Origin of the sequence: Anaerocolumna cellulosilytica (assembly GCF_014218335.1) — a bacterium.
In the GTDB taxonomy this organism is placed as follows: domain Bacteria; phylum Bacillota; class Clostridia; order Lachnospirales; family Lachnospiraceae; genus Anaerocolumna; species Anaerocolumna cellulosilytica.
Genome location: NZ_AP023367.1, coordinates 1,714,138 through 1,738,707 on the forward strand (window position 1 = coordinate 1,714,138; position 24,570 = coordinate 1,738,707).

Consider the following 24,570-nt stretch of genomic DNA (forward strand, 5'->3'; position numbering starts at 1 on the left):
TTCCCAATTCACTATTATGAGAAAGAAGGCAAAGAGGTAAATTTATGCTTGAACAAATTTTATTACACTGGGGAATGCAAGGAGAGGTTAGCAAGATACACAGCAGAGTTTGGAATATATCAGATCAGTATGTTGTAAAGATTTATGATAAGCTTGAAGAATTGGAACGTAATTTAACGATTCTTAAAATGCTACACAATGAAGGGATACCTGTTGCAGAGGTAATTCCGTTAAAAGACGGGAAGGAGTACCTTGCCGAAGAAGGAAAATATTATGTTATGAACAGGAAGCTGCCGGGAGGCAGTATAAAAGATTTAAAAAAGAATCCTATAGAAATCTCTTATCTAATGGGAAGTACGATCAGCAGATTACATCTTGCTTTATTAAAATGCGAAGAAAAACTTTCATTCTGGGATAATAGTCTTTTAGAGGAAATGAACGGCTGGATATATGACAAACTAAAGGAGGGAGGTTGGAAGGATATCAGCAAAGAAGAATATGAGAATACAAAAGAAGAATTATGTAGAATTTATAGTCAGCTTCCTACCCAGCTAATCCATAGGGATGTTCATTTTGGAAATTTTTTATTTGAAGAGGGTGTATTCTCAGGATATATTGACTTTGATTTGAGCCAGAAGAATATAAGGATTTTTGATATTGCTTATTATCTTTTAGGAGTTTTATGTGAAGAATGCAGACAGGATGTCCGAGAAGAGCAGTGGCTTGCTATCATTTCTGAAACCATAAGGGGCTATGAAGTAAATATATCTTTATCCCAAATAGAAAAGCAGCATATAACAACGGTTATGAAAAGTATTGAAATTTTATTTGCAGTATATTTTGCTGGAACAAAAGATGAATCCCTTGCAAAAGATGCTTTGGAGCTATATCATCTGGTTCGGCAACAGGAAAAGAAAATCACACGTACTATTATGAATTCGTACTAGTTTATTTTGTGAAAAGTGAGCATTAGAAGGTTGAAAAAAAGGGTGTTGCAACATTTAAGTTGCAGCATCCCTTTTTTCTATGAATGTATGGTTAAACTTATAGGATTAGTCGCACTGAAATTTACCATTATCCAATCGGCAGGACGCACCAGGGGTCTCTGTTTTAGTTTCCAGTGTTTCTGTAATATTATTAATAGCTTTAATAATTTGAGGAAGTGGTTGAGCACCGCTTATCTTATATTTTCCATTAACTATCAGACAAGGAACACTGTGTATACCATAACCTTCAGCAAGAGGGAGGTCCTGTTCAACTGCCTCTAGAGTTTGGGGATTTTGATAATGCTGTTTCCATTGTTCGAAGTCCATATCTGTTTTCTTAATACATTCAAAAATCACCATTTCGTCTTCAATATCTTGGTTTTGTACAAAAAGTGCATTTTGAAGACTGTCAAAAACATCCCAATATCCCGTATCACCGGCTGTAAAATAGGCAGCTTTGCAGGCTGTCAGAGCTTTCATGGAAGAGGGAAAGGGGAAGGAAGCTTTACGCATTCCAGATATATTAAAACGATGTAAATCATCGTTCTCGTTAGCATGTTCCCAATGACTCAAAATTTCTTCTTTGGCTTTGTCTCTAGATCCAAACATACTATTAAAATCCTGCACAGTTTTAACAAGAGCAAAGGAACGGTGTTCAATGGAAACTTCAGGCATCATATTTTGCAACTGCCTCATTCTATATGACATGGGAAAACAAAAACTGCAAATTACATCATGAAAAAATTCTATTTTTATTTTACTCAAAACATCACTCCTAACGTAAGTCTGCATTGCAAGCCAGAATAGTTATACAAATTGTTAGCTTATTATCCCAAACAGACAGTCTGGTTACTTCAGTTATAGCATATTAGCTGAAAGAAAACAAGCCCGCCAGAGTAAGTGTTTTAGAAATGTTTTTATACAAAAAAGAAGGAGAGGATTCTCCTTCTTTTTTGTAAATATAAATTACTTTCTTTTCCCACCCATACAACAATGCAGTTGTATAGAAAATACAACAAGGTGAAAGACATGTTTATTATACAGGTCTTTTTCTTATGTACATATGGATTTTAATCAATTTATCTAGTAAAAAATAGAATAAATCAGAACAGATTCTAAAAAATATAAATGTTCTTTAAACAATGGTACTCAGCAGAAAAAAAACCTTGATTAAGAAGAGTACTAGAGGGCACACCAAAGAATCTTTTAATAGTCCGATTCATGTGTGACTGGTCACAAAAGCCGGAATTATTAGCAATTTCACATAAAGAAGTCTTGGAGTTAAAAATCAGAAAGACAGTGGACTGCAACCGAATAATTTCATCTAAATATTTTGGAGACAGACCAATAAAAGCATTAAAAAGGTTGTTTATATATCTGGGACTGTAATTCAATTCAGAGGATATTGTATTTATATTAACCAAACCTTTTGAAACTACCATACGCTGAATGCTGTATCGTATAAGTTCATATTTATCACAGACTCTAATATTAGACAGCAGAAACCTCTCTAAAATAGCTATACGTTCTATCAAGGTTTTAGAACCATACAACTCTTTATTGATTTCTTCAGATTTTAAAGAGTAGGCGCGAAAAGGAATCTGTTGTGATAATATCTCACAGGGATTAATGTTAAAAAACACTTTAAATGCACCGGGATGAAAGCGTATTCCTAATACGTATCTGTTTTTTAGTGCAAGTAATCCGCTAAAAGTTAAGGCTGTACCAGCTATATAAGACTGGAAGCCCTGTTTTGTGAGGATGAAAATAATGTCCATACAACCATCCGGTATAATAGGAATCGATAGGTCTTTGATTTCATTCGTATTAAATTCATAAAAGTAGGCAACGTATTTTGCTATGTATTTATTAATTGGTTTATATATGTTAAAGGTAACGTTCGCATCTAACCCGGGCTGTAGGGTTAAATAAGTATTAAGATTAGCCTGCGTCTCCGCATTCGATAAATTTCTTCGAATAATAATTTCCTTCATATTGTTTCACCTCAGTATGTTTGATAATACAAATATAACCGCAGCCCCTTAATGTTTGAAACTCCTTCAATTACATATCACACCTAGTAAATATATCACATTAAGTGAAACGTGTATAGGGATAAATATATACTTTTGTTTGTACGGATGTATAACTAAAACAAAAGAAGAAAAATTTATAATGGGAATTAATGAGATTATGATAGGAATTGAAGGACTTTAATAAAAAGTATAGAAAGCAAAGAAAGAAATATAACAAAATGCAATAAAATATAATAAAGTGCAATTAAGTGCTTGTCATTTAGAATATCCTCTGCTATAATCACTATCAATAAAGGAAAGATGGTAAATCTATTATGAGTGAGAAATTCTATACAATTAACCAGGTTGCTGAAACTCTGGATATGCATCATAAAACCATAAGAAAATTCATTGCCGACGGTAATCTGCCGGCGAGTAAACTCGGAAAGCAGTGGAGAATAGCAGAAGAAGATTTGAAAGTTTTTATGAATACGTCTGAAAAGCCTGATATTGCCTATAATGTGGAATATTCTGCAATAGACACGAAGGCTGATAAAGTTAAGAGAAGAGTGCAGGTTTCTACAGTGGTTGACATTGAACAGATTCAGAAAGAGGAGTATTTAAGAATATCCAATACGCTGATTGCAGTAATGAACTGCAAGGATGCTGCTATGCAGGATGCTCCCACTTTGAATGTAAAATATTATGAGAAGGAAAAAAGAATTAGGATTATGTTATGGGGCTCTGTAAGGTTTATAGAAGAACTGTTAGGTACCATTACATTATTAGTGGAAAATATTACTTTAGGAGGTAATTGAATCATGAATATTACAACAATTGAGCAGAAAGAAAACCGGATTGCGCTGGTGGAGTGTGAAGAATTATTAATTAGGGATGTGCAATCGGCTTTGGATTTGATGGCTTCCGTTAATTACAATTGCAACAGCAGCCGCATAGTACTTTATAAGTCTGCTGTCACAGAGGATTTTTTTGAATTGAGTACCTGCCTTGCCGGTGAGATCCTTCAAAAATTTATAAACTATGGTGTAAAACTGGCTATTATTGGTGACTATGCGAATTATACCAGTAAATCTCTAAGAGATTTCATTTATGAAAGTAATCATGGCAAAGACGTATTTTTTGTAGCTACAAAAGAGGAAGCCGTTGAAATATTAGCGACTGCAAAATAATATGGAGGGTTCTTATTTTATATAGCAGAATCTTATATAAATAAAGAGTGGAGTTTTATGGATTATAAGGCAATATTTATTGATTTAGACGGTACTTTGTTGAGTCATTTTAAGAGAATTAGCCAAACCTCGGTTAAGGCTATAAAAGCAGCACAAAAAAGAGGGATTTTAGTAGTTATTAATTCAGGAAGAACGCCTTATGAGATTGAGAGGATTTTACGTAAATCTTCTTTATATTTGCCTTACATCGCGTTAAACGGAGCGTATGTCCGTATAATGAATGAGAAAAAGGCAATATATAAGAAGCATATGGGATATGATTTATGTAAAGAAATGCTTCATATCAGTGAAAAATATAAGAATAATAGCTTCTGGTATACGGCTCGTTATTCTTATGCCTATCACTTGCAAAGATTTTCCTGGTTATCCAAATACGCAGTACTTCAATACCTTTATGAACATGCCATGTTGCTCAGCAGACGATTTATAAAGAGCAATCACTTAAAAGCTGAACTACTTGCGGGTAACATAGGCGTTTATAAATGCGGTTTCATGAGTGCTGATAAAGGCAAATTAGCAGCCATACGTAAGGAGATTGATGGATTAGGCAGATTTGAAACTGCGCTCACTGCTCCAGTTTTTTTGGAATGTAATCTAAGAGGGGTTACAAAGGGCAGCGGGTTAAAAAAAATGATGCAGTATTATAATATGTCTGCCGAAGAGGCAATAGCCATTGGAGACAGTGAAAATGATATTCCAATGTTACAGAGCGCTGGGCTTGGTATTGCCATGGAAAATGCATCGGACAAGGTTAAACAGGCTGCTGGCCTATTAGCGGATACCAATGCCCGTAATGGCGTGGCAAAGGTAATACATCAATATTTTCTTTAACAATACAGAACTTTTTATCTTCTTGGGGTCAGGCTATTAAAATCAGGTGATAATGAGGCACTTACCTGTCATTATCACCTTTAGGGAATAGTTTTATTACTCTGCAAATAAACTTTCATAATCCATTTTACTTTGCTTTTGCCCTTTTTCTGTAATTTTAACCACCTCATCTTCAATGAAGATATTCTCTTCCTTTAACAATATTCCTATGATTTTATCTGCCAAAGCTTTATCCCAGTGAAAATGAGCGGTCAGGGCATGAGGACTAGTATCTTGTTTTTCATTTTCTGTGACTGTATGATTGTATAAATGAAATAAAAGGGTTTTCTTACCAAACTCTAATTTTTGCCTGCTTCGTCTTCTTAAGGAACTAATAAGTCCTCTGTGAGGGGCTATTATAAATACAAGGAAGAATACCAAGCCTGTCATAACGCTCATACTGCCGGAGATTGAGACATCAAATACAACCGCAAGATAATAACCTAGAATAGCGTTTACCATTCCTATGAGTGCACTAAGAAGCAGCATATGTTTTAAATCATCGGTTAAGAGATAAGCGGTTACCGGAGGACCAATCATAAAGGCAACTACCAAAACAGAACCCACGGCCTCAAAGGCACCGACGGTTGTCATGGATACCAGGAACATGAGGCTATAATGAAGCAGCGTAGGGGAGAATCCAAGAACCGCAGCCAGTATAGGGTCGAAGGTAACCACCTTTAGTTCCTTGAAAAATATGATTAAGAATACCAGATTAATGAGCAACAATGCCATAGTACTATAAATTGCTTTTGCTCCGATATCGTATCCAAAGATAATCAATCGGTTAAAGGGGGCAAATGCAAGCTCTCCAAGAAGAACAGAATCGGTATCCAGATGTACGGAACCGGCATATTTAGCAATTAAAATAATGGCTATGGAGAACAAGAGAGGAAATACAATTCCTATGGCAGCGTCCTCTGAGAGCAGCTTTGTACGGTTTAAGGTTTCTGTTAACCAGACGGTGGCAAGACCAATTAAGGCAGCACCTGCTATCAAAAAGGGAGAGGATAAGTCGTGTGTCAGGAAAAAAGCCAACACAATTCCTAGTAAAATAGTATGAGTAATTGAATCAGACATCATTGACATTTTTCTTAAAACCAGGAAAGCGCCGGGCAGCGAGCAGGCTACAGCAACGGTTATTGCGATTAATAAGATTTCAAGTTGAGGAGACATCCGCACCACCTCCTTTGTTTTTTAAAAGCAGCTTCATATTCTTTCTGTGTATCAATTTTTGAAGCATGCCTCTTCCGGGGGCAAAAAGTACGCTAAATATAACAATACAACTGACAACGACAACAATGGCAGGGCCAGTGGGCAGTTTATCAGAAAGTGAACTGGCAGCAGTACCACTAATACCGGATACTGCACCAAAAAAGGCAGAAAGCATAACCATAACCCAAAGCCTGTTAGTCCATTGTCTTGCAGCAACAGCAGGTGCAATCAACATAGCACTCATTAGAATAACTCCAACGGTCTGGAGACCTATAATGATTCCCATAACAATCATGAAGGACAATAAAAGATTCAATCTATGTGTAGGAAATAGAAGACTTTTGGCATATTCAGCATCAAAAATAAAGAGTTTAAATTCTTTCCAGAATAAAATCACAAGTAGAAGGAGTATTGCACCGCAAACTGTCATAAAATATACATCTTTTTGCAGTAATGTTGACGCTTGCCCAAAGATAAAACGCTTTAAACCTGCCTGGTTCGAATTTGGAATTTTCTGTACATAAGTTAAAAGTACCAACCCAAGTCCGAAAAATACGGACATAACAAGTGCAAGGGCACTGTCGAACTTTATCCGTGTATGTTTTACAATATTAAGAATGAACAAGGTTGCCAATAACCCGGAGGTAAGGGCACCAAGAAGTAATATCTCCGTATCTTTAGCACCGGTAAGAAGAAAAGCCATAACAACACCTGGCAGAGCAGCATGGGATACCCCATCTCCTAGTAAGCTTTGCTTTTTAAGTACTGCAAAGGTTCCAAGGATTCCACTGATTAAACCAAGTATGCCGGAACCTAGAGCTACAGTCTGAAAGGTATAGTCTTTAAACAGGTTAATAACATGTTCCATATAAATGTCCTCCTCCTTTCTTATACTGCATTTTTCAATAGATTTCCGGTACTCCGGTAGGCAGTTTTTAAGTTTTGCTCATGGAAAACTTCTTCTACCGGTCCACTTGCAATAACTTTTATGTTAATCAGGGTAACCCAGTCAAAATACTCTGGTACAGTCTGCAAATCGTGATGCACCACAACAACAGTTTTTCCTGATTCCTTTAATTCTTTTAGCAACAAAATAATTGCTTTCTCTGTCTGTACATCAACACCTTTAAAGGGTTCATCCATTAAATAAATCTCTGCATCCTGCATCAAGGCTCTTGCCAGAAAAACCCTTTGCTGCTGTCCTCCGGATAATTGACTGATTTGACGGAGTGCATAATCCTCCATACCAACCTTTTTCAGAGAATCCATAGCAGCTTCCTTATCCTTTATGCCGGGACGCTTAATGAATCCAAGTCTTCCGTAGCAGCCCATAAGAACAATATCTAGTACAGTAGCCGGGAAATCCCAGTCCACACTGCCGCTTTGGGGAACATATGCAACTTTATTTTTCAATTTGCGAAGGTTATCAATGGGCTCCTTAAAAAAACGTACCTTTCCGGAAACCGGAATAAGTAATCCAAGCATTGCTTTTATTAAAGTGGTTTTACCGGCACCGTTAGGACCGATGATTGCCATAAGTTTCCCCTTTGGGATATTTAAGTCAATATCCCAAAGAACCGGTTTCGAGTCATAAGCTACGGTTAAAGCTTCTATCTGGACAGCGTAATTTAATGTATTTAATTCCATATTAAACTCCTATCTGTGTGCCTTCGTGCTGATTGCACCAGCGCTATCTGCGCTTGCACACGTACAAATCAGAAGGTTGAAAATATTCTTTTTTTCAACCTAGTCACATTGCATGCCAAATCTGCAAGCATTCAAGCCCCAGATGCATGTAAATTTTTGTATAAAAAAGAGAGAACAGTCTATTATTTTAAAGCCTCAACAATTGTATCAATATTGGAGGTTACAGTCAGAATATATGTTTCAGCACCAGAGTCCTTTCCGCCTAGGGAATCTGAATAGAGCTGCCCGCCAATGGCTACATCAAAACCCTTTGCTTTTACAGCCGCCTGCAATGCCTTAATGGTTTTAGGCGGGACGGAAGATTCAACAAAGATAGACTTTATCTTTTTTTCTGCTATGAAATCTGCCAGGCTGCTGACATCTCCAGTTCCTGCTTCTGCATCTGTACTGATGCCTTGTAATCCTTTTACTTCAAAACTATAGGCTCTGCCAAAGTAATGAAAGGCATCATGAGCTGTAATCAAAACTCTCTGTTCTTTTGGAAGTTCGGATACCCGGTCTTTAATGTATGTATCTAAAGCATCTAGTTCTGTCAGGTACAGTTCTAGGTTTTTTGCATAATCGGAGGAATGGTCAGCATCCGTCTCTGATAATTGTTTGGCTACTAACTGAGCGGCATCCTTCCATAAAGAAACATCAAACCATATATGGGGGTCGTATGCGGAGGAATTCTCGGACCAGGATAGTAAATCTTCCTCCGAGATTCCGTCTTCAATTCGAATTACCGTACTGCCCTGATTGGATAGTGATTCGAAGATTTCACCCATTTTACCCTCCAGATGCAAACCATTATAAAGTATAACATCCGCTTCCTGCATTCTTGTTACATCTCCAGCACTTGCCTGATAGAGATGGGGATCTATGCCGGGACCCATAAGTCCGTTTACCGTTACATGTTCTCTGCCAATAACGGCAGCTAAATCGGCTAACATAGTCGTAGTAGTTACAATTTTTAGGGTGCCGGATTCTTTTGCCGGTGCACTGCTTTGACACCCGGTTAAAAATAAGGCGAAAGTAATCGTTAGAGCTATTATAAACTTAATTTTTTTGGTCATAGGACTCCTTCCTATATTCATTAACTTCTATCTCATATTAAAAAAGTTAGCTTAGGGTAAAACTTTTTCCTAAAACTAATATATTGTGCAGTAAAAAAAATGTGACTGGTGTGGAAGATAGAATTTATATATTTGCCAAATATCATAGAAAAAGGAATAGAATTAAAGTTAATAAGACTTATATTATGTGTTGGAATTTGTGATAAATGACAAAAATACTGTATGATAGTCAAAGTTAATAATTGAAAATATATAAAAAATCAAACAATAAATAACCAAAAAAATAAAAAATAAATGAATGATAGTCGAAAATGAAAAGTTTTTTATTGAAATTGCTTGGAAATTAATGCTATTCCTGTTTAATATTACAATATACCTTGTAATAAAAATTCTGAATGCATACTGGGAAGGATATGAGTTATCAGGATAATGGATTTATTGGAAATCCTACAAGATATGAAAATACTAAAAATGTAAACGGGGGTCAAAGGCTTATGAAGAAAAAACTGAGAAGCAAAGTACTTGCCACGTTGCTAGCAATATCCATGGCAGCCGGTAGTGTACCTGGCTTTACAATGCCGGTTATCGCACAAAGCGGTGAGGGCAATTACACAGACTATGCAAATGATGAACTAGTTGCAGACTACAACTTCGGAACAGATGTAACGCAAGACACACTATATTCCCAGGAACAAAAATATGGTTTTAGTAATGTGGAATATTCTATACCGGCTGACGGATGGGTAGGAGGGGTATACCTTCCGAGAGTTCCGGTCTATTCAGACGGAGCTGACTATGTCAGGACAGTCTCTGGGTCTGCCCTTAATGCAGATGCACTGGAGATATCCGGTAATGTATGGACAGAAACCGAAAGCAGCGGATATGGTGTATATACCTATGAAAATACGTCCACTTTTAACGTGGATTTACCCAATGCAGATTACAATGTAAAAGTAACACTTGTTAATCCGACAGATACACCGTATACGGCCTATCTGGAGGCAGAAGATATTACAAAGGCAGCGGATATACTAGTAGCTCCTGGTGCGCAAGTAGATACCATTATAACCGCAGTACTTATTGATGGGCAGCTGAACTTAAAGTTCCTGGCCAAAAGTACGGCAACGAAAGAAGAAGATGCCACGACTGGCAAGGTATATGTAAGTAATGTTTCCATTGTTCGTCAGGCTACGAATACGCCGGCAGTTAAGCCGACTATATTTATTGCTTCTGACTCTACCGTACAGACCTATGATGCATTTTACTATCCACAGACTGGCTGGGGACAGGTACTGCACAGTTTCTTCGGTGAATTTGTAGGAGAGTATGAGGCAGAAAACTGTAATTACAGTCAGGCTCAGGTCTATGAGACAGAAAATGTGGTAATAGAGAATAGAGCCATTGGAGGAAGAAGTTCCAAGTCATTTATAGAGGAAGGCAAATTGGATGATCTTTTAGAGGATGTAAAACCGGGAGACTATGTGCTGGTTCAATGGGGACACAATGATGCTACCTACTCCAGACCAAACCGTTATGTATCTTCATCCGATTTTTCAATATACATACAGACCTATGTTGACGGAGTAAGACAAAGAGGTGGAATACCTGTTCTTGTTACACCAGTTGCAAGATACAGTCCAAACTCGGATGGTACCTTTGGCAGTAATTTTGAAGCCTACCGTCAGGTCATGCTTACTATGAGCAGTGAACAAAATATACCCGTTCTGGATTTGACGAGTGCCTCCATTGCATTATGTGAATCCTTGGGTGTAGAGGGTGCAAAATCCTTATTCCTGCATTTGGCAGCCGGAGATTATGACGGGTATTATTCCGGTGGGGTATCGGATTCTACACATTTACAATACTATGGAGCTTATAAATTTGCCCAGTGTGTTGCAAAACTGATTCTTGAGTCGAATGACAGTCAGCTGCTGGCTCTAAAGGGACTCATAGAATTAAATGCACCTGTTTCAGCACCAGCTGTAGTTACGAATGTTGTACCAACATCAGTGGGGGCTACCAGTGTAAGCTTTTCCTGGGACAAAGCAGAGGGCGCAGAATTATATTATATTTACCGTGTGGAATTAACTGCTGGCCAGACGGCTGATAGTGTTGATTTTGAAGGAGCGGAGAAATATTCTGTAAGTTCCGTTACAAAATATACAGATAAGAATTGTGTGGGCGGTAAAACTTATGTGTATGCAGTAAGAGCCTTTAACGAATATGGACTTTCAGAGGTATCAGAAAAAATCTCTGTAACAACAAAATCTGCTTTATACAAATATGATTTTGACCATCAAGCTTCTAATCCGGTTTTAGATGGATGGAATCAGGTAACATCAACACAGCTGTTTGATGCCCAAAAAGGGTATGGCTGGATTACGGCTCCTGGTAACGGACGTTACCGTGCAAATAACGGAAAGCCGGATTCTAACGCTATGGCAGATGATTTTTGTCTTGGTAACGGAGAATTCGCTGTGAATCTTCCAAATGGTGATTACGAGATTAAGATATATGCCGGTGATTTAATGGATGGTACCAGTACCATTAAAGCCTCTTATACAGCAGAAGGTGCTTCGATTGGTACAATTTCTGCAAAGCAATCCATTGGAACAGTAAGTGCTGTTGTAAGAGTGACGGACGGACAATTGAATGTGACAGTAGGTGGTACAAACGCTTATATTAATGGTATGGAAATCACACCGTTATTACTGGCACCCTCTAATTTATCCTACTCTGAACTTGATTTTACAGCAACCAATGCTACTTTCTTAATCAATTTTGACGGAATTGACGAAGCTGTTTCCTATAAAATATATCAGAAGTCTTCTACTGACCAGAACTTCAGCGTGTTTAAGACAATCGCCGCAGGAGATAAGGATAGCTTAGATGCCCGTGCAATGGTTGCAAATATAGGAGAAACAAGAATATATTATGTAACGGCAGTCACAGCAGACGGAACCGAATCTGCACCAAGTACCTCCATTTCTATTGAAATGACGGATCCGGATGCACAGCCGCCTGCAAAGCCGGAAAACTTAAAGTGCCTTTCGGCTCAAAGAGGGAATATCTCCGTTACATGGAATCCCGTAGAAGGTGCGATAACCTATAATGTGTATCGTTCTCCAAGATTAGAAGGAACGAAAGGATATACCGGTTATAAAAAAGTAGGTGAAACAAGTACCCCAGCTTTTACAGATACGGACAGTGATATTAATACGAATGTTCACTATTATTACATGGTGGAGGCAGTAGGTCAGGGAGGTGTAGGTGAAAAATCAGAAGCCCTGACAACACCTGTCACAGAAACATTGGAAAGACAAAAAGCGGAACACTTAAAAGACCGAGCTTTAGTTGCGGTAGACTTAGCAGGTAATAAAGGTGCAGAGATTAATGTAACCACAAAGGATGAAAACGGCAATGAGCTTACAGCAGGGGTATATTTAAGCTGGAGATTGTTTGAAGCAGATCCTAAGAATGTAACCTTTACAGTGTATAGAAATGAACAGGTAATCGCTTCTAATCTTACAGTTACTAATTGTGTGGATCCTCAGGGAACCGCTGGTGATGTCTATAGGGTGGAAGGAAGCTCCGATTCCCATATTGGAGTAAATACTACGGCAGTAGGTACCTGGGAAAATTATTTTATTGAATTACAGTTAGAGAAACCAGAGAACCAGATAATGCCGGACGGAACAATCGCTACTTATACAGCAAATGATATGTCCGTAGGGGATTTAGATAATGATGGTACTTACGAATTAATCGTAAAGTGGCAGCCATCTAATGCAAACGATAATTCCCATTCAGGCTATACCGGAACTACCATTTTAGATGCCTATGATTTTGATTCTGCCACTGGTGCAGCCACGTTGATGTGGAGAATTGACCTGGGAGTTAATATCCGCTCCGGTGCCCACTATACACAATTTCAGGTATGGGATTTTGATGGTGACGGCAGTGCGGAAGTAATTTGTAAAACAGCAGACGGAAGCACTACATACCAGAATGTGGACGGCATTTTAACAGAAACTGGTTATGTAGGTGCAGGCAATGCCTTATCACTTCCTACCGATAAAGTAAGTGCAGCCAATGACTACAGAAATACCTCTGGTTATGTACTGGAAGGACCAGAGTATCTTACAATCTTTGACGGGGAAACCGGACGTATTATCGATACAACGGATTATATACCGGAACGCGGTAATGTGTCTGCCTGGGGTGACGGTTACGGTAACCGTGTTGACCGCTTCTTATCTGCAGTAGCATATTTAGACGGAGAAACTCCAAGTGCGGTATTTGCCCGTGGTTATTATACCAGAACCTGCTTGACCGCTTATGACTTTGTAGACACGGATAATGACGGAATCGGTGATAAACTTGTTCTTCGCTGGAAGTTTGACACCAATGATTATCCGGTAGAAATCTATGGAGAGACAGAAGCACAGGGTAATCACGGTTTGTCAATTAATGATATTGACCAGGACGGAAAAGATGAGATTATTTATGGTGCACTTGTTATAGACCACGATGGAACTCTAAAATACACAACCGGTTTAGGTCATGGAGATGCCATGCATGTTTCTGACTGGATTCTATCTAATCCAGGACTTGAAATATTCTCCGTGCATGAACACGCCGATGCTCAGTATCAGGTGGAGATTCATGATGCAGAAACTGGAGAGATTCTCTGGGGTTACTTTACAGGAGTAGACACTGGTCGTGGAGTTGCAGCAGATGTGGACCCTACCCATGAAGGCGCAGAAATGTGGGCAAATCCCGCGTGGAACGAAACCAATGGAGGATTATATTCTTCTCTTTCCACCTTCGACAATTTCATAAAGGTATCTGAGAATACACCGGATGTGAACTTTACACTGTTTTGGGATGGGGATCTGTTAAGTGAATTACAGAATCACAGCTTTAACAGCAGTGCTTATATACCAATCAGTACCAATATAACAAAATGGAATTACCTTGACAATATATCAGAAAAATTATTTGAAAGTTCTGAAATATATACAAGTAATGGAACAAAAGGAAATCTCGGTCTTGTTGCCGATGTGCTTGGTGACTGGAGGGACGAAATCATTGCCCGTTCAGCTTCTGATGATAGTAAGATACGCATATACACTTCAACCATAGAAACTGATTATGTCATTCCAACCTTGATGGAAAACTATGCTTACCGAACAGGTGTTGCATGGCAGAATGTTGGATATAATCAACCTGCTAACTTGGATTATCTATTATCTGAGGGAATTAAGACAGCAAATATAACAGCAGAGGAAGTAACCAAAAGTTCTGTTAGATTTACATTTACGCCTGCTTCTGACGGCATCTACGGTCATGAAGTAGAGGGTTATGAAGTTTATCGTAAAGCAGATGAGGGAGAGTATGAGCTGCTTGCGGTTTTAGATACGCAGACCTTTAGCTATACCGACAATACAATAGTTTCTGATAAAAACTACAGCTATTACATAGCGGCTGTTGTAAACGGAAGAACTTCGTATCTGTCTAATCCTTTGGTAGTTAAGACATTAGTAGATATTGCTGAAATTGTAGAGTTCGAACTGGAGGATATTGTAGAAGATACGCCTGTTCCTGCAAACAGCACGGTGGCAGCTTTATTACCGACTGCATTAAAGGTAATTGACTCTAATAATAATGAAACCACGGCTAGTGTAACCTGGGACGTAACAAGCCTTGATATTACAGAACCTGGGACTTATACGGTAAAAGCTTCTGTAGCAGGATATGACAGTATTCTTAATAAAACCGTAAAAGTAATAGAAAATACAATTACAACCTATGAATTTGAAGGATATACCAGAACAAGTGACACGGAGCCTTATTACACCAATTATGTGGTACAAAATGCGGCTTCCTTAGAACTTCCAGGTAAAGTAGTCTATCATTATTTAAACGGCAGAACTGAAGAAGTTAGTGTAACTTGGGATGCTTCACAAGTTGACAGTACTCAAAAAGGTATATATACCGCAGTGGGAACCGTTCAGTTGTCGGCTTCTGACGGAAAGTTTGGCACCCAAACGGTACAGATGAAGGTAGAGGTTAAGGATGATTACATTGTAAGCTTCGAAGATATTCAGAGTGTAGAAACAGTAATAGGAAGTAAGGTAAGCGAGTTACAGGCATTGCTTCCTACCACCCTAAATGCAGTTTATAAATCCGGTAGCAAGGGTAGTGCAGCGGTTATCTGGAATACAGAGAACGCAGAGAGCTTACTTGCAGCAGAAGGTGATTTTTTAGTAAAGGGAAAGGTTGCTGACTTTGCCGGAGAAGTAACAATTAAAGTATATGTAGATTACAAACCGGTATATCGATTTGATTTTGGAATTACCGCAAACGATGTGGAAAACGATTGGATTGGCATCACTGTAAATCCAAAGGGTGGAAAAAACACCACGTCTGCGTTAGGAATTGCTTATACGACTGAAAAGGGTTATGGCTTCCTGAATGGTTCCGCAGTGATTGAAGGAAGAAGCGAAGGCTATACCTACAGTGGCGTATTGACACCTAAGGTATACAATGATTTTGCCATTACAGACGGTCAGACCTTTGTAGCTGATGTAGAAAATGGTACCTATAACGTTGAATTCACATCCGGCTCCGCTTATAAAAGCAGTGTTAAGGTAACGGTACAAAACTCTACTTCCGCATTTACTGTGAGCAATGCGGCAAATACTTATAGTATTGGTAAAGTAAGCAATGTTGTTGTAACAGATGGACAGATATCCATGTTTTTTGCAGCCGGCAATACTTCCCGCCTGAATTCCATTGTAATAAGGCAGGTTGTGGCAGGTGAAACAACTGTGACACCAACCCCAGAACCTACAGTAACCCCAGAACCTACAGTAACCCCAGAACCTACAGTAACCCCAGAGCCTACAGTAACCCCAGAGCCTACGGTAACCCCAGAGCCTACGGTAACTGTGACACCGACACCAACCTCAGTTCCGACGGAAGCACCAGACCCGACAGCAACGCCAGCTCCAAAGGCACCGGGCATTGAAGGAAACGACGAGGTAAAAGGCTGGAAAGATGTTGTAGAATATCTTAAAAAGGCCAAAGAAAACGATAAAGTAGTTATCAGGACAGGAGAAGGCACCGTATTGCCCAAAGAAGCGGTTTCTGCAATTAAGGGAAGAAATGTAACGATGGAAGTGCAGTTTGGTGATTACAAATGGCTCATTCAAGGCAAGAGTGTAACCGGAGATAAATTAAAGGATATTGACCTGGCAATCACGAAGAATAAGAACACCGTACCGGCTGCAATAATCGAAAAACAAGCTGGTAAAAATAAATATCAGACACTTCAACTTGCGCACAATGGTGACTTTGGATTGAATGCCGCCTTAGCCATAGGCTTTGACAAAACGGTTACAGGAAAAATAGCAAATCTGTTCTATTACAATCCAAGTACCAAAACACTGGAATTACAATCAGCCCATCGTGTGGATAAGGAGGGCAATGCAGAATTAAGCTTTACACATGCTTCTGATTATGTAGTTGTTTTTGATGATAAAGTACTACTTGCGGAGGAACTTGCAAAAATTAAGGCAGCTTCCACAGCAAAAACCATTTATGTAGGCGGAACAGCTGGTAAAACAGCTTCTATTAAGCTAACTGTACCGTCAGTAATAGAAGAGGCTGTGGATAAAAAACTTATTGACGAAAAAGTTACTTATACCTCCAGTAATACCAAAATTGCAACTGTTAACTCGAAAGGCAAAGTGACAGCGAAAGCAAAAGGAAAAGTAACAATTACAACAAGCATTAAGCTTGGCGATACAACTAAGAAATTTAAGACCACAATTACCGTTAAGGATGCGTCTTTAAAAGTGATTGATAAAACTAATGTAATGAAGGTTGGAGATGTATATACGTTTACGGTAGAGGCAGACGGCTTTAAGAAGTCAGATGTGGTATTTTCAACTACTAAAAAATCAATTGTAAACATAACTAAAACAACGGGCAGAGCTACTGCTGTCTCAAAAGGAACAGAGTATGTAGTAGTAAAGGCTGGAAGGTTATCCAGTAAGATTAAAGTTACTGTAAAATAAAGAATCACAGAAACTGTAACATTATAATAAAACAAGGGTTATACCCAGATTAAAAGTAAGGAAATCTGATAATAAGCTATATTTTATCAGATTTCCTTTTTGTAATTGTTATATTAATATTAATTTCTCTGTGCAATTGCCATAGCAACAAGAAAGACAAGGTCTTTTGGCACACCAATTCTGTTATATGAATCCTGTGTTGATAAGAGTAATACAACATGCACTAAAACAGGTAATGGATTTGACATAGATTTTATCCGCCATTTTGTGTATAATAAGGATAAAAAAGTTTACATTGTGTTTACTGATATTTGTTAACATAAATCTCGAGAGAGGAGGGGTCTGTATGGCAGCAATATTGATAGTGGAGGATGACAAGCATACAAGACGGCTTACCGGTGCCAGGCTGAAACCATATTATAATGTGGAAGAGGCGGAAAATGGTAAGGAAGCTATGGATATACTGGATAATAAGCATATTGATTTAATTATAGCGGATATTCAGATGCCTGTTATGAATGGCTATGACTTGGTGAAAAGATTACGGGAAGAAAAAAATAGTATTCCTGTTATTATGCTTACGGCCATGCATACTTTTGATGATAAAAAAATGGGCTTTGCTTCGGGGACAGATGATTATCTAACAAAGCCCATTAACTATGAAGAATTGCTTTGGAGAATTAAGGCATTATTAAGAAGAGCTAATATTGCGAGTGAAAGAAAAATAAAAGTGGGAGAGGTTGTATTGGATTCTTCAGCCTATACGGTGATAAAGGGAGATAGAACTATAGACCTTGCGCGAAAAGAGTTTGAACTTCTTTATAAGCTTTTATCCTATCCAGGAATGATTTTTACAAAAACACAGTTATTAGATGAAATTTGGGGTTACGATACCAAAAGTGATGAGACAACGATAAAAACTCATATAAACCGGCTTCGCAATAAATTTGAGGGTTGTCAGGCATTTGAAATAGTTACCATCAGAGGCTTAGGATATAAAGCAGATATTCTTGAAAGTTGAGGTTTTAATGTTGAAATGAAAACAAAAAGAATGCGTAAGAAAGAGACTGGTGCTTTCCGGTGGGCAGTCTGGTTTTATATAGTGATTCTGGTAAGTTCTGTTATGGCATTTGGACTTGTTACCTCTATACAGCTTGATATGAATCGTAATAATGCTATTTATATGTTGGGAATGATTCCGTTCATGGGGTTGGTAGTGGGAATCTGCATGAACAAAATTACAACAACGTTAAAACTAAGGATGGGTAAAATAGTTGACGGTATTAACAGGGTTGCAGAAGGAGACGTGGATATTGAACTTGATCTAAAAAATGCCGGTGAATACAAATCGATGTATGAGAACTTTAACCGCATGGTTAGAGAATTAAAGAATACGAAATTAGAAATGCGAAATTTTATGAATGATTTTTCCCATGAATTTAAAACACCCATAACCTCTATACAGGGATTTGCAGAACTTCTTATAGAAAGTGAAGTTAGCGAAGAGGAAAGGAAAGAGTATCTTAAGATAATTGCAGAGGAGTCGGCTAGGCTTGCAGGACTTTCTCAGAATACCCTTTTGCTATCTAAGCTGGATGCCCAAGAGGTAATAACAGACCGGAGTGAATTTGATTTAGATGAGCAAATAAAAAGATGTACCATATTACTATTCAGAGAGCTAGAAAAAAAACAGATATGCTTGAATATGGAGTTACCTTCCGTTAAATTTTACGGAAATTCCGAGCTTATGTGTCAGCTGTGGATTAATCTGATAAATAACGCCATAAAATTTACACCTCCTAAGGGAGAGATTACTATTATCATGTTTGTAGTTGGAGCAAAAATAACGGTAGAAGTAACTGACACAGGTATTGGTATGGATGAAGAAACCATGAAGCATATATTTAAAAAGTACTACCAGGGAGATGATTCTCATGCTACTAAGGGGTTTGGTTTGGGACTTTCCATTGTAAAAAGAATCGTTCAATTATGCGGAGGCGATATCTCGGTTACCAGTGTGTCTGGTCGTGGCAGTACATTTTCTGTAATATTACCTTACAAAGTTTTGGAGACCTCCATTCAATAAAAAGCACGAATCATAGAAAAAAGAATGAAAGACATGGATTTTTCCAGTCTCTCATTCTTTTTTTAAAATATTTTTTGTTTACCTTTATGTTACCTTTCCTTTATATAATAAAGAAAAAGAATAAGGAGAGTAAACAAATGAAACATAAAATAATACTTGTAGCAGTGGTAATAGCAATAATTAGTTTTTGTATCAAAAAATTTACATTTAGAGTTAAGTATTAGGTTAAAGCAATAGCATAAAATTATGACTGAGACATAAAGTCTACAGGTATAAGAAAGGGTGTGTTTATTTATATGAATCATAGAATATATTTGTTAACCGGTGCGGCCGGTTTATTGGGAAGCAATGTTTCGCGCCAGTTAATAGAGCAGGGAGAGCAGGTACGCGCATTGGTTTTAAAGGGAGATCCCGCCATGAAGTATATACCTGAGGAAGTAGAAATAATTGAGGGGGATTTGTTAGATAGTGTTTCAATGGAGCGTTTTTTTACGGTATCTGAAGGCACAGAGATAATTGTAATCCACTGTGCCAGTATGGTTACCTTGAATCCAAAGCCTAATCCGAAGGTATATGCGGTGAATGTGGAAGGTACTCAAAACATAATAACAATGTGCCTAAAATATAAGGTAAAGAAATTAGTTTATATCAGTTCCACAGGAGCAATACCGGAAAAACCCGGAAATCAGCTAATTAAGGAAGTGAAGTACTTTGAGCCGGAGGTGGTGACAGGTTATTACTCAGTTACAAAAGCGGAAGCAACCCAGTTAGTACTTGATGCAGTTAAAAAATATCCTCAATTGGATGCTTCTGTTATTCATCCTAGTGGAATTTGCGGACCAAATGATTATGCTTATGGACCTGTCAGCAGCTTTCTCATACAGTATGCAAACGGCGAGATGAATACAGGTATCGAAGGCACTTTCAATAGTGTGGATGTTAGAGATTTGGCAGAGGGTGTCATAGCTTGCTGCGATAAGGGTGGCAGAGGAGAATGCTATATTATGGCCAATGAACTGGTATCCATGAAGGAAATGTTTGATATTGTGAACCATGCAGCAGGGCTTACGTATAAACCTAAAGTTTTATCGGTTGGTGTTGCAAAGATTTTGGCTAAAATAATGGCAGTAATTAGTAGAATTAACGGAAAGCCAGCCCTGCTCACAGAGTTTGCTATTTATAATTTATCGCGAAATAATAATTTTAGTTATGAGAAGGCCGTGAAAGAATTGGGTTATCAGGTAAGACCGTTTCAAGAAACAATTGCTGATGAAGTGAAATGGTTGAAGGAGGAAGGTAAGATATAAAATGAGAGATATCTGTGTAATAACAGGCGGAGGCAGTGGTATGGGGCTTGCTGCTGCCAGATTAATGGGACAGAATTATTATATTATTATTTGTGGAAGAAATGTGATGAAGTTAGAGAGTGCGGTAGAAGCGTTAAGGCAGCAGGGTATAGAAGCAGAGGCATTTCCTTGTGATGTTTCAGATTATAAAAGTGTGGAAAAACTTGCTTCCTATGCAAAAGCCAAGGGCAGGGTTGCTGCGGTAATACATGCAGCCGGGATGTCTCCTCATATGGGTGAGGCGAAAACGATTGTCGAGGTAAATGCTTTGGGAACCATTTATATGAACAACGCCTTTTATAAAGTAATGGAAGAAGGGTCTTGCATCATTGACGTAGCCTCTATGTCAGCTTATTTAACACCTAAAATAGTAATGCCTGTAAGAAATTATAAATATAGTATAGATAATCCCTCCTATTTTATAAAGAAGATTATGAAAAGGGTGAACATTTTTCCGAAGAAGGTACAAAAAGGTGTTGCATATGGTATATCCAAACATTTTGTAATTTGGTTTGCAAAACAGGATGCTGCCAGGTTTGGCAGGAAGGGAGTACGAGTAATATCTATTTCTCCCGGTAATTTTGAGACACCAATGGGAGAACTTGAAAAAGAAGAGGCAGATACTTATACAAAGTACAGTGCATTAAAGCGTTTTGGACATGTTGAGGAAATTGCAGGTTTATTTGCATTCTGTTCCAGTAATGAGGCAGGTTATCTAACCGGAGTAGATATTTTGTGCGATGGAGGATTGGTAGCATCAGGAATAAATCCCTTGTTAAGAAAAAAATGAAAAGTATTAAGAAACCTGAAAATGTTAGGACACATTTTCAGGTATCATGCTTACAGTCCAAATCCTTTCTTGAATATCTTAAAGCAGCAGTGAACTTTGGAGGATTTTCATAGCCGCATTGAGATAGTATTACGACTAAAAATAATCAGAAAAATATGGTGTTTGCTGTTCAACTGCATCCTCTAACATATCCACTGTTTCAGCAGTACATAGGAGGCGTCCAATTTTATGAAGGTAATCAGGCCGCTTATATCCCAATAACATGGTTGTCATAGTTTGAATATCAATCTTGTCCTGGGTGCGTTTTGCAGTCCGAATTAACTCGCCTTTCCCTTCCGGCGTGATATACATAGTAAAGCTTCCTTGGTTCCAGGAGAGAAGAGGATCATCCAGCGTAAACGTCCATTCCCTGTGTCCTGTATCCGGTTTAAAGGGATATTTGGCAATAAACTGCTCCAGATCCACAATTCGTGCCATAAAATAAGGAGAAATATTTTCCTTAATATCTGCATCCTCCAGTAAAAAGGCTAAAGGTTCATCGGTGTAAATATTACCAATCACCTTAGAAATCATGGAAAAATGTGCACTTATAAAATTCCAGAGACCGCTTCTGGCTTCTTCATTCACAAATACCATATCCTTAATGTGAAATACCTCATCTGCAATCCAGTATAGAACATAACCGTCAGGATCCCCAGCATCGTTATAGTATATAGCTGCCATCAAATCATCAATATCCCATCGGAAATATTCATTCCAGGCTAAGTCGTCCCGCAGCATAGCACCGTGGGTTTGCAGTGCAAACCGGTGGTATGCTTTCTTAACCTGATCACTTTCTACAGCAACTCGTTCGACCTCACCGGATACCAGTTTATTTTTAGGAAGCTGATAATCATTTACGATATAGGTTATTTTATCAGAAATAATTTCCCAGCCTTTTCGGCGGTAATAAGGAATCGAATAGGGAAACAGGTAGGAAATCAACTGTTTTTTCTCTCTCATATTTTCCAGTGCTTTATACAACAGTTTATGCATTAATCCTTGGTTTGAATATTCAGGAAAGGTACCAACTCCGGTAAGCCCGCCCATATCATAGGTTGTCTGAAAGATTCGAACCTGAAAGGGGTAAACGGCTGCCTGGGATACCAGTTTATCGCCGTCAAACCAACCCAGTACATCTGCCTGTTCCAGTACAGGAGATTTGTCACGCAGAAATTCTTTTTCCTCCCAGCCGATTTCATGCAATTCCCTGTCTGTTACTTGAAATACATATCGTAAAAGCTGATTATACTGCTCTAGATGTTCAATTCCAACCTTCTTCATTTTTAACTGTCTTTTTTTTCTCATAATAAAACCTCCATTCCGATAAGCTTAAAATAAAAGGCCGCCGTAGATAAAAGTTATTTAGGGGAATCCTTTGAAACCCTGACTTGAATTTCAGTTAGGAATTCTTCTGTCAGAACCGTATCCCGGTTGTCAATCAGGTAAAGTTCAAAAGGTTCATCCAGGATCTGCCGGCCTGTTTCTTTTGCGTATGCCAGGAGTTCCAATATACGATCCGGACTTTGATGATAACCACCACGATAAGTATAGGAAAGATAGTCGCCTGTCGGCAGTATAAAGTCATACTCCTTTGTTTTTTCTTCCAGTATAAAAAATACAGAGTGAAAGACCCCCAGTATGCCCTTTTTCAAATCCTCCGCCGATACATAAGCTCCAATAGACTGATTCCCAAAATCGTGAATCCTGTGTTCATGCTTTCTATGAAGTTTCTTTACAGCAAAGTCCATTTCTTCATCCCGGGTTATGTGAGTATTCAACTGAAGACAGGGACGGTCAGGAAAGGATTTAACAGTAAAGCAGCTGTCAGGAGTTTGTGCAGATTTTGTTAAGGTACGAATCCGCTGTCGTAGGATTTGTTCCGTAATACGAAGTTTTTTCATCTGTGCATGAATTACATCCTGTTCCTTTAACAGCAATTGCAAAGTATTGTCAATACTCTGGCAATCCAGATACTCCTTGATTTGCTGCATGGAGAAACCCAACTGGCGCAAATCGCGAATTACATTTAACTTATAGATATCCTTAAGGCTATAAAGCCTGTAGTCGTTTTTGTCACGCCGCGGCTTTAATACACCGACTTTTTCGTAATATCTTAGAGAATCTGTACCGATTCCATAAAGCTTTGATATCTCATTGATTTTGTAATAATCTTTCATAACTATTATACCAGCCTTTAAATAATTTAAAATCAAATTAAAAATAATACTTGACATTCGTATTATACCAGAGTTTAAAATGAAACCGCAATGAATATTTAGAGTGTGTCTGGAATGGCTTGTTAAAAGCAAGGCGTTTTAGACATACCTTAACGAATGAAAAATGGGAAGGTAGATTTTATGAAGATGAAACGTATGTTTTTAAATTTCCTTAAGAGCTATAAAGAGCTGTTAACACCAAGTAAAGTATGCTTTATGTTACTTGGTTTAGGTATTAGTTCTTTTGGGGTATACAATATACACCAGCAGACAAATATTACAGAAGGGGGTGTCATTGGCATGATTTTGCTGCTGAATCATTGGACGGGTATATCCCCCTCCATCCTTTCGCCGGTACTTGATATCCTTTGTTACGGGTTTGCTTTTCAGTTTCTGGGAGGGAATTTTATTAAAGTATCCATTGTATCCACGTTAAGCCTGGCTGGCTTTTTTAAACTATGGGAACAATTTCCTCCGATTTTGCCGAATCTTACGAATTATCCACTGGCAGCAGCGTTAATAGGAGGTATGTTTGTAGGTATCGGAGTAGGGCTTGTGGTTAGGCAGGGAGGTTCCAGCGGAGGGGATGATGCCTTGGCACTGGCAATTTCTAAGTCAACACGCTGCCGTATCGCCCGGGCATATCTGGCAACGGATATTACTGTTTTATTATTTTCACTTTCTTATATACCGATGAACCGCATAGCATATTCTCTGGTTACGGTAACAGTTTCCTCTTTTCTAATTGACTTTGTTCAAAATGTCTCAAGAAAAGGTAAGCGGGATGCTGTAAAAGAAATTCAGGAGGAAGCCTGTGAGCTATATGAAGATATACTGGAGTCGGAAGAATATTGAATCGATGGGATACTTGTCACATTCCTGTATTAGAGGTATATGTCGATACCTAT

The 24,570-nt window shown here is 38.3% G+C and carries 19 protein-coding genes; 10 read left to right on the forward strand and 9 right to left on the reverse strand.

Translation table 11 applies throughout. The annotated features are described in order from the left end of the window. Positions 1-44 precede the first annotated feature (44 nt). A complete protein-coding gene (locus acsn021_RS07450) occupies positions 45-947 on the forward strand; it encodes a phosphotransferase (RefSeq protein WP_184093538.1) in 903 nt (300 codons plus the stop codon). Positions 948-1,052: 105 nt separating this feature from the next. On the opposite strand, the gene acsn021_RS07455 is transcribed toward acsn021_RS07450, so the two are convergent. Both acsn021_RS07455 and acsn021_RS07460 read right to left on the reverse strand, forming a co-directional pair. Continuing rightward, positions 1,053-1,751, reverse strand: a complete 699-nt coding sequence (locus tag acsn021_RS07455) for a DsbA family oxidoreductase (RefSeq protein ID WP_197978598.1) — start codon at positions 1,749-1,751, stop codon at positions 1,053-1,055. 350 nt (positions 1,752-2,101) lie between these two features. Further along, on the reverse strand, positions 2,102-2,980 hold the full coding sequence (locus acsn021_RS07460; protein ID WP_184093540.1) for a helix-turn-helix domain-containing protein: 879 nt from the start codon (positions 2,978-2,980) through the stop codon (positions 2,102-2,104). A 356-nt stretch (positions 2,981-3,336) separates the two neighbouring features. Here acsn021_RS07460 and acsn021_RS07465 point away from each other — a divergent pair, with 356 nt between their 5' ends. Genes acsn021_RS07465 through acsn021_RS07475 form a run of 3 tightly spaced genes read left to right on the forward strand, consistent with a single transcriptional unit; the run spans position 3,337 to position 5,082 of the window. After that, complete coding sequence (locus acsn021_RS07465) at positions 3,337-3,819, forward strand: helix-turn-helix domain-containing protein (protein ID WP_184093541.1); 483 nt, start codon at positions 3,337-3,339, stop codon at positions 3,817-3,819. A gap of 3 nt (positions 3,820-3,822) precedes the next feature. After that, positions 3,823-4,191, forward strand: a complete 369-nt coding sequence (locus acsn021_RS07470) for a DUF4180 domain-containing protein (protein WP_184093542.1) — start codon at positions 3,823-3,825, stop codon at positions 4,189-4,191. Positions 4,192-4,248: 57 nt separating this feature from the next. After that, complete coding sequence (locus acsn021_RS07475; protein ID WP_184093543.1) at positions 4,249-5,082, forward strand: Cof-type HAD-IIB family hydrolase; 834 nt, start codon at positions 4,249-4,251, stop codon at positions 5,080-5,082. A gap of 96 nt (positions 5,083-5,178) precedes the next feature. Here acsn021_RS07475 and acsn021_RS07480 read toward each other — a convergent pair whose 3' ends face one another. From acsn021_RS07480 to acsn021_RS07495, 4 genes are all read right to left on the reverse strand, one after another. Beyond that, the gene (locus acsn021_RS07480; protein WP_184093544.1) at positions 5,179-6,297 is read right to left on the reverse strand and encodes a metal ABC transporter permease; all 1,119 of its coding nucleotides are present in this window, start codon (positions 6,295-6,297) and stop codon (positions 5,179-5,181) included. Continuing rightward, positions 6,281-7,204 carry a metal ABC transporter permease gene (locus tag acsn021_RS07485; protein WP_184093545.1) on the reverse strand — a complete coding sequence of 308 codons (924 nt, stop codon included), beginning with the start codon at positions 7,202-7,204 and terminating at the stop codon, positions 6,281-6,283. The genes acsn021_RS07480 and acsn021_RS07485 overlap by 17 nt, the downstream gene beginning before the upstream one ends. A 20-nt stretch (positions 7,205-7,224) precedes the next feature. After that, complete coding sequence (locus acsn021_RS07490) at positions 7,225-7,983, reverse strand: metal ABC transporter ATP-binding protein (RefSeq protein ID WP_184093546.1); 759 nt, start codon at positions 7,981-7,983, stop codon at positions 7,225-7,227. Between the two features lie 182 nt (positions 7,984-8,165). Next, complete coding sequence (locus acsn021_RS07495; RefSeq protein WP_184093547.1) at positions 8,166-9,098, reverse strand: metal ABC transporter solute-binding protein, Zn/Mn family; 933 nt, start codon at positions 9,096-9,098, stop codon at positions 8,166-8,168. 413 nt (positions 9,099-9,511) lie between these two features. Between acsn021_RS07495 and acsn021_RS07500 the strand changes: the two genes are divergently transcribed. Next, complete coding sequence (locus acsn021_RS07500; protein WP_184093548.1) at positions 9,512-17,182, forward strand: rhamnogalacturonan lyase family protein; 7,671 nt, start codon at positions 9,512-9,514, stop codon at positions 17,180-17,182. A gap of 119 nt (positions 17,183-17,301) precedes the next feature. Here acsn021_RS07500 and acsn021_RS22990 read toward each other — a convergent pair whose 3' ends face one another. Continuing rightward, positions 17,302-17,430 carry a hypothetical protein gene (locus acsn021_RS22990; RefSeq protein WP_279289761.1) on the reverse strand — a complete coding sequence of 43 codons (129 nt, stop codon included), beginning with the start codon at positions 17,428-17,430 and terminating at the stop codon, positions 17,302-17,304. 98 nt (positions 17,431-17,528) lie between these two features. Between acsn021_RS22990 and acsn021_RS07505 the strand changes: the two genes are divergently transcribed. The 4 genes from acsn021_RS07505 to acsn021_RS07520 all read left to right on the forward strand — a co-directional run bounded on the left by acsn021_RS07505 (position 17,529) and on the right by acsn021_RS07520 (position 21,404). Next, positions 17,529-18,203: a response regulator transcription factor gene (locus acsn021_RS07505; protein ID WP_184093549.1), complete on the forward strand. Its 675-nt coding sequence runs from the start codon at positions 17,529-17,531 to the stop codon at positions 18,201-18,203. Positions 18,204-18,218: 15 nt separating this feature from the next. Continuing rightward, positions 18,219-19,268: a HAMP domain-containing sensor histidine kinase gene (locus tag acsn021_RS07510; protein WP_184093550.1), complete on the forward strand. Its 1,050-nt coding sequence runs from the start codon at positions 18,219-18,221 to the stop codon at positions 19,266-19,268. Positions 19,269-19,564: 296 nt separating this feature from the next. Beyond that, positions 19,565-20,575, forward strand: coding sequence for an NAD-dependent epimerase/dehydratase family protein (locus acsn021_RS07515; protein ID WP_184093551.1), 1,011 nt, complete (start codon positions 19,565-19,567; stop codon positions 20,573-20,575). Position 20,576: 1 nt separating this feature from the next. Beyond that, the gene (locus acsn021_RS07520; RefSeq protein ID WP_184093552.1) at positions 20,577-21,404 is read left to right on the forward strand and encodes an SDR family NAD(P)-dependent oxidoreductase; all 828 of its coding nucleotides are present in this window, start codon (positions 20,577-20,579) and stop codon (positions 21,402-21,404) included. A gap of 135 nt (positions 21,405-21,539) precedes the next feature. On the opposite strand, the gene acsn021_RS07525 is transcribed toward acsn021_RS07520, so the two are convergent. Beyond that, positions 21,540-22,751 carry a GNAT family N-acetyltransferase gene (locus acsn021_RS07525; RefSeq protein WP_184093553.1) on the reverse strand — a complete coding sequence of 404 codons (1,212 nt, stop codon included), beginning with the start codon at positions 22,749-22,751 and terminating at the stop codon, positions 21,540-21,542. A 53-nt stretch (positions 22,752-22,804) separates the two neighbouring features. Then, positions 22,805-23,680 carry a MerR family transcriptional regulator gene (locus tag acsn021_RS07530; RefSeq protein ID WP_243167906.1) on the reverse strand — a complete coding sequence of 292 codons (876 nt, stop codon included), beginning with the start codon at positions 23,678-23,680 and terminating at the stop codon, positions 22,805-22,807. Positions 23,681-23,878: 198 nt separating this feature from the next. Here acsn021_RS07530 and acsn021_RS07535 point away from each other — a divergent pair, with 198 nt between their 5' ends. Further along, positions 23,879-24,517: a YitT family protein gene (locus acsn021_RS07535; protein WP_408626148.1), complete on the forward strand. Its 639-nt coding sequence runs from the start codon at positions 23,879-23,881 to the stop codon at positions 24,515-24,517. The last annotated feature ends 53 nt before the right edge of the window (positions 24,518-24,570 follow it).

Coding starts and splice junctions, on each gene's coding strand:
- acsn021_RS07510 (WP_184093550.1), top strand. CDS start 18,219: ATGAAAACAAAAAGAATGCGTAAGAAAGAGACTGGTGCTTTCCGGTGG.
- acsn021_RS07480 (WP_184093544.1), bottom strand. CDS start 6,297: ATGTCTCCTCAACTTGAAATCTTATTAATCGCAATAACCGTTGCTGTA.
- acsn021_RS07520 (WP_184093552.1), top strand. CDS start 20,577: ATGAGAGATATCTGTGTAATAACAGGCGGAGGCAGTGGTATGGGGCTT.
- acsn021_RS07460 (WP_184093540.1), bottom strand. CDS start 2,980: ATGAAGGAAATTATTATTCGAAGAAATTTATCGAATGCGGAGACGCAG.
- acsn021_RS22990 (WP_279289761.1), bottom strand. CDS start 17,430: ATGTCAAATCCATTACCTGTTTTAGTGCATGTTGTATTACTCTTATCA.
- acsn021_RS07485 (WP_184093545.1), bottom strand. CDS start 7,204: ATGGAACATGTTATTAACCTGTTTAAAGACTATACCTTTCAGACTGTA.
- acsn021_RS07515 (WP_184093551.1), top strand. CDS start 19,565: ATGAATCATAGAATATATTTGTTAACCGGTGCGGCCGGTTTATTGGGA.
- acsn021_RS07525 (WP_184093553.1), bottom strand. CDS start 22,751: ATGAGAAAAAAAAGACAGTTAAAAATGAAGAAGGTTGGAATTGAACAT.
- acsn021_RS07450 (WP_184093538.1), top strand. CDS start 45: ATGCTTGAACAAATTTTATTACACTGGGGAATGCAAGGAGAGGTTAGC.
- acsn021_RS07470 (WP_184093542.1), top strand. CDS start 3,823: ATGAATATTACAACAATTGAGCAGAAAGAAAACCGGATTGCGCTGGTG.
- acsn021_RS07490 (WP_184093546.1), bottom strand. CDS start 7,983: ATGGAATTAAATACATTAAATTACGCTGTCCAGATAGAAGCTTTAACC.
- acsn021_RS07535 (WP_408626148.1), top strand. CDS start 23,879: ATGTTACTTGGTTTAGGTATTAGTTCTTTTGGGGTATACAATATACAC.
- acsn021_RS07475 (WP_184093543.1), top strand. CDS start 4,249: ATGGATTATAAGGCAATATTTATTGATTTAGACGGTACTTTGTTGAGT.
- acsn021_RS07465 (WP_184093541.1), top strand. CDS start 3,337: ATGAGTGAGAAATTCTATACAATTAACCAGGTTGCTGAAACTCTGGAT.
- acsn021_RS07500 (WP_184093548.1), top strand. CDS start 9,512: ATGAGTTATCAGGATAATGGATTTATTGGAAATCCTACAAGATATGAA.
- acsn021_RS07530 (WP_243167906.1), bottom strand. CDS start 23,680: ATGTCAAGTATTATTTTTAATTTGATTTTAAATTATTTAAAGGCTGGT.
- acsn021_RS07505 (WP_184093549.1), top strand. CDS start 17,529: ATGGCAGCAATATTGATAGTGGAGGATGACAAGCATACAAGACGGCTT.
- acsn021_RS07495 (WP_184093547.1), bottom strand. CDS start 9,098: ATGACCAAAAAAATTAAGTTTATAATAGCTCTAACGATTACTTTCGCC.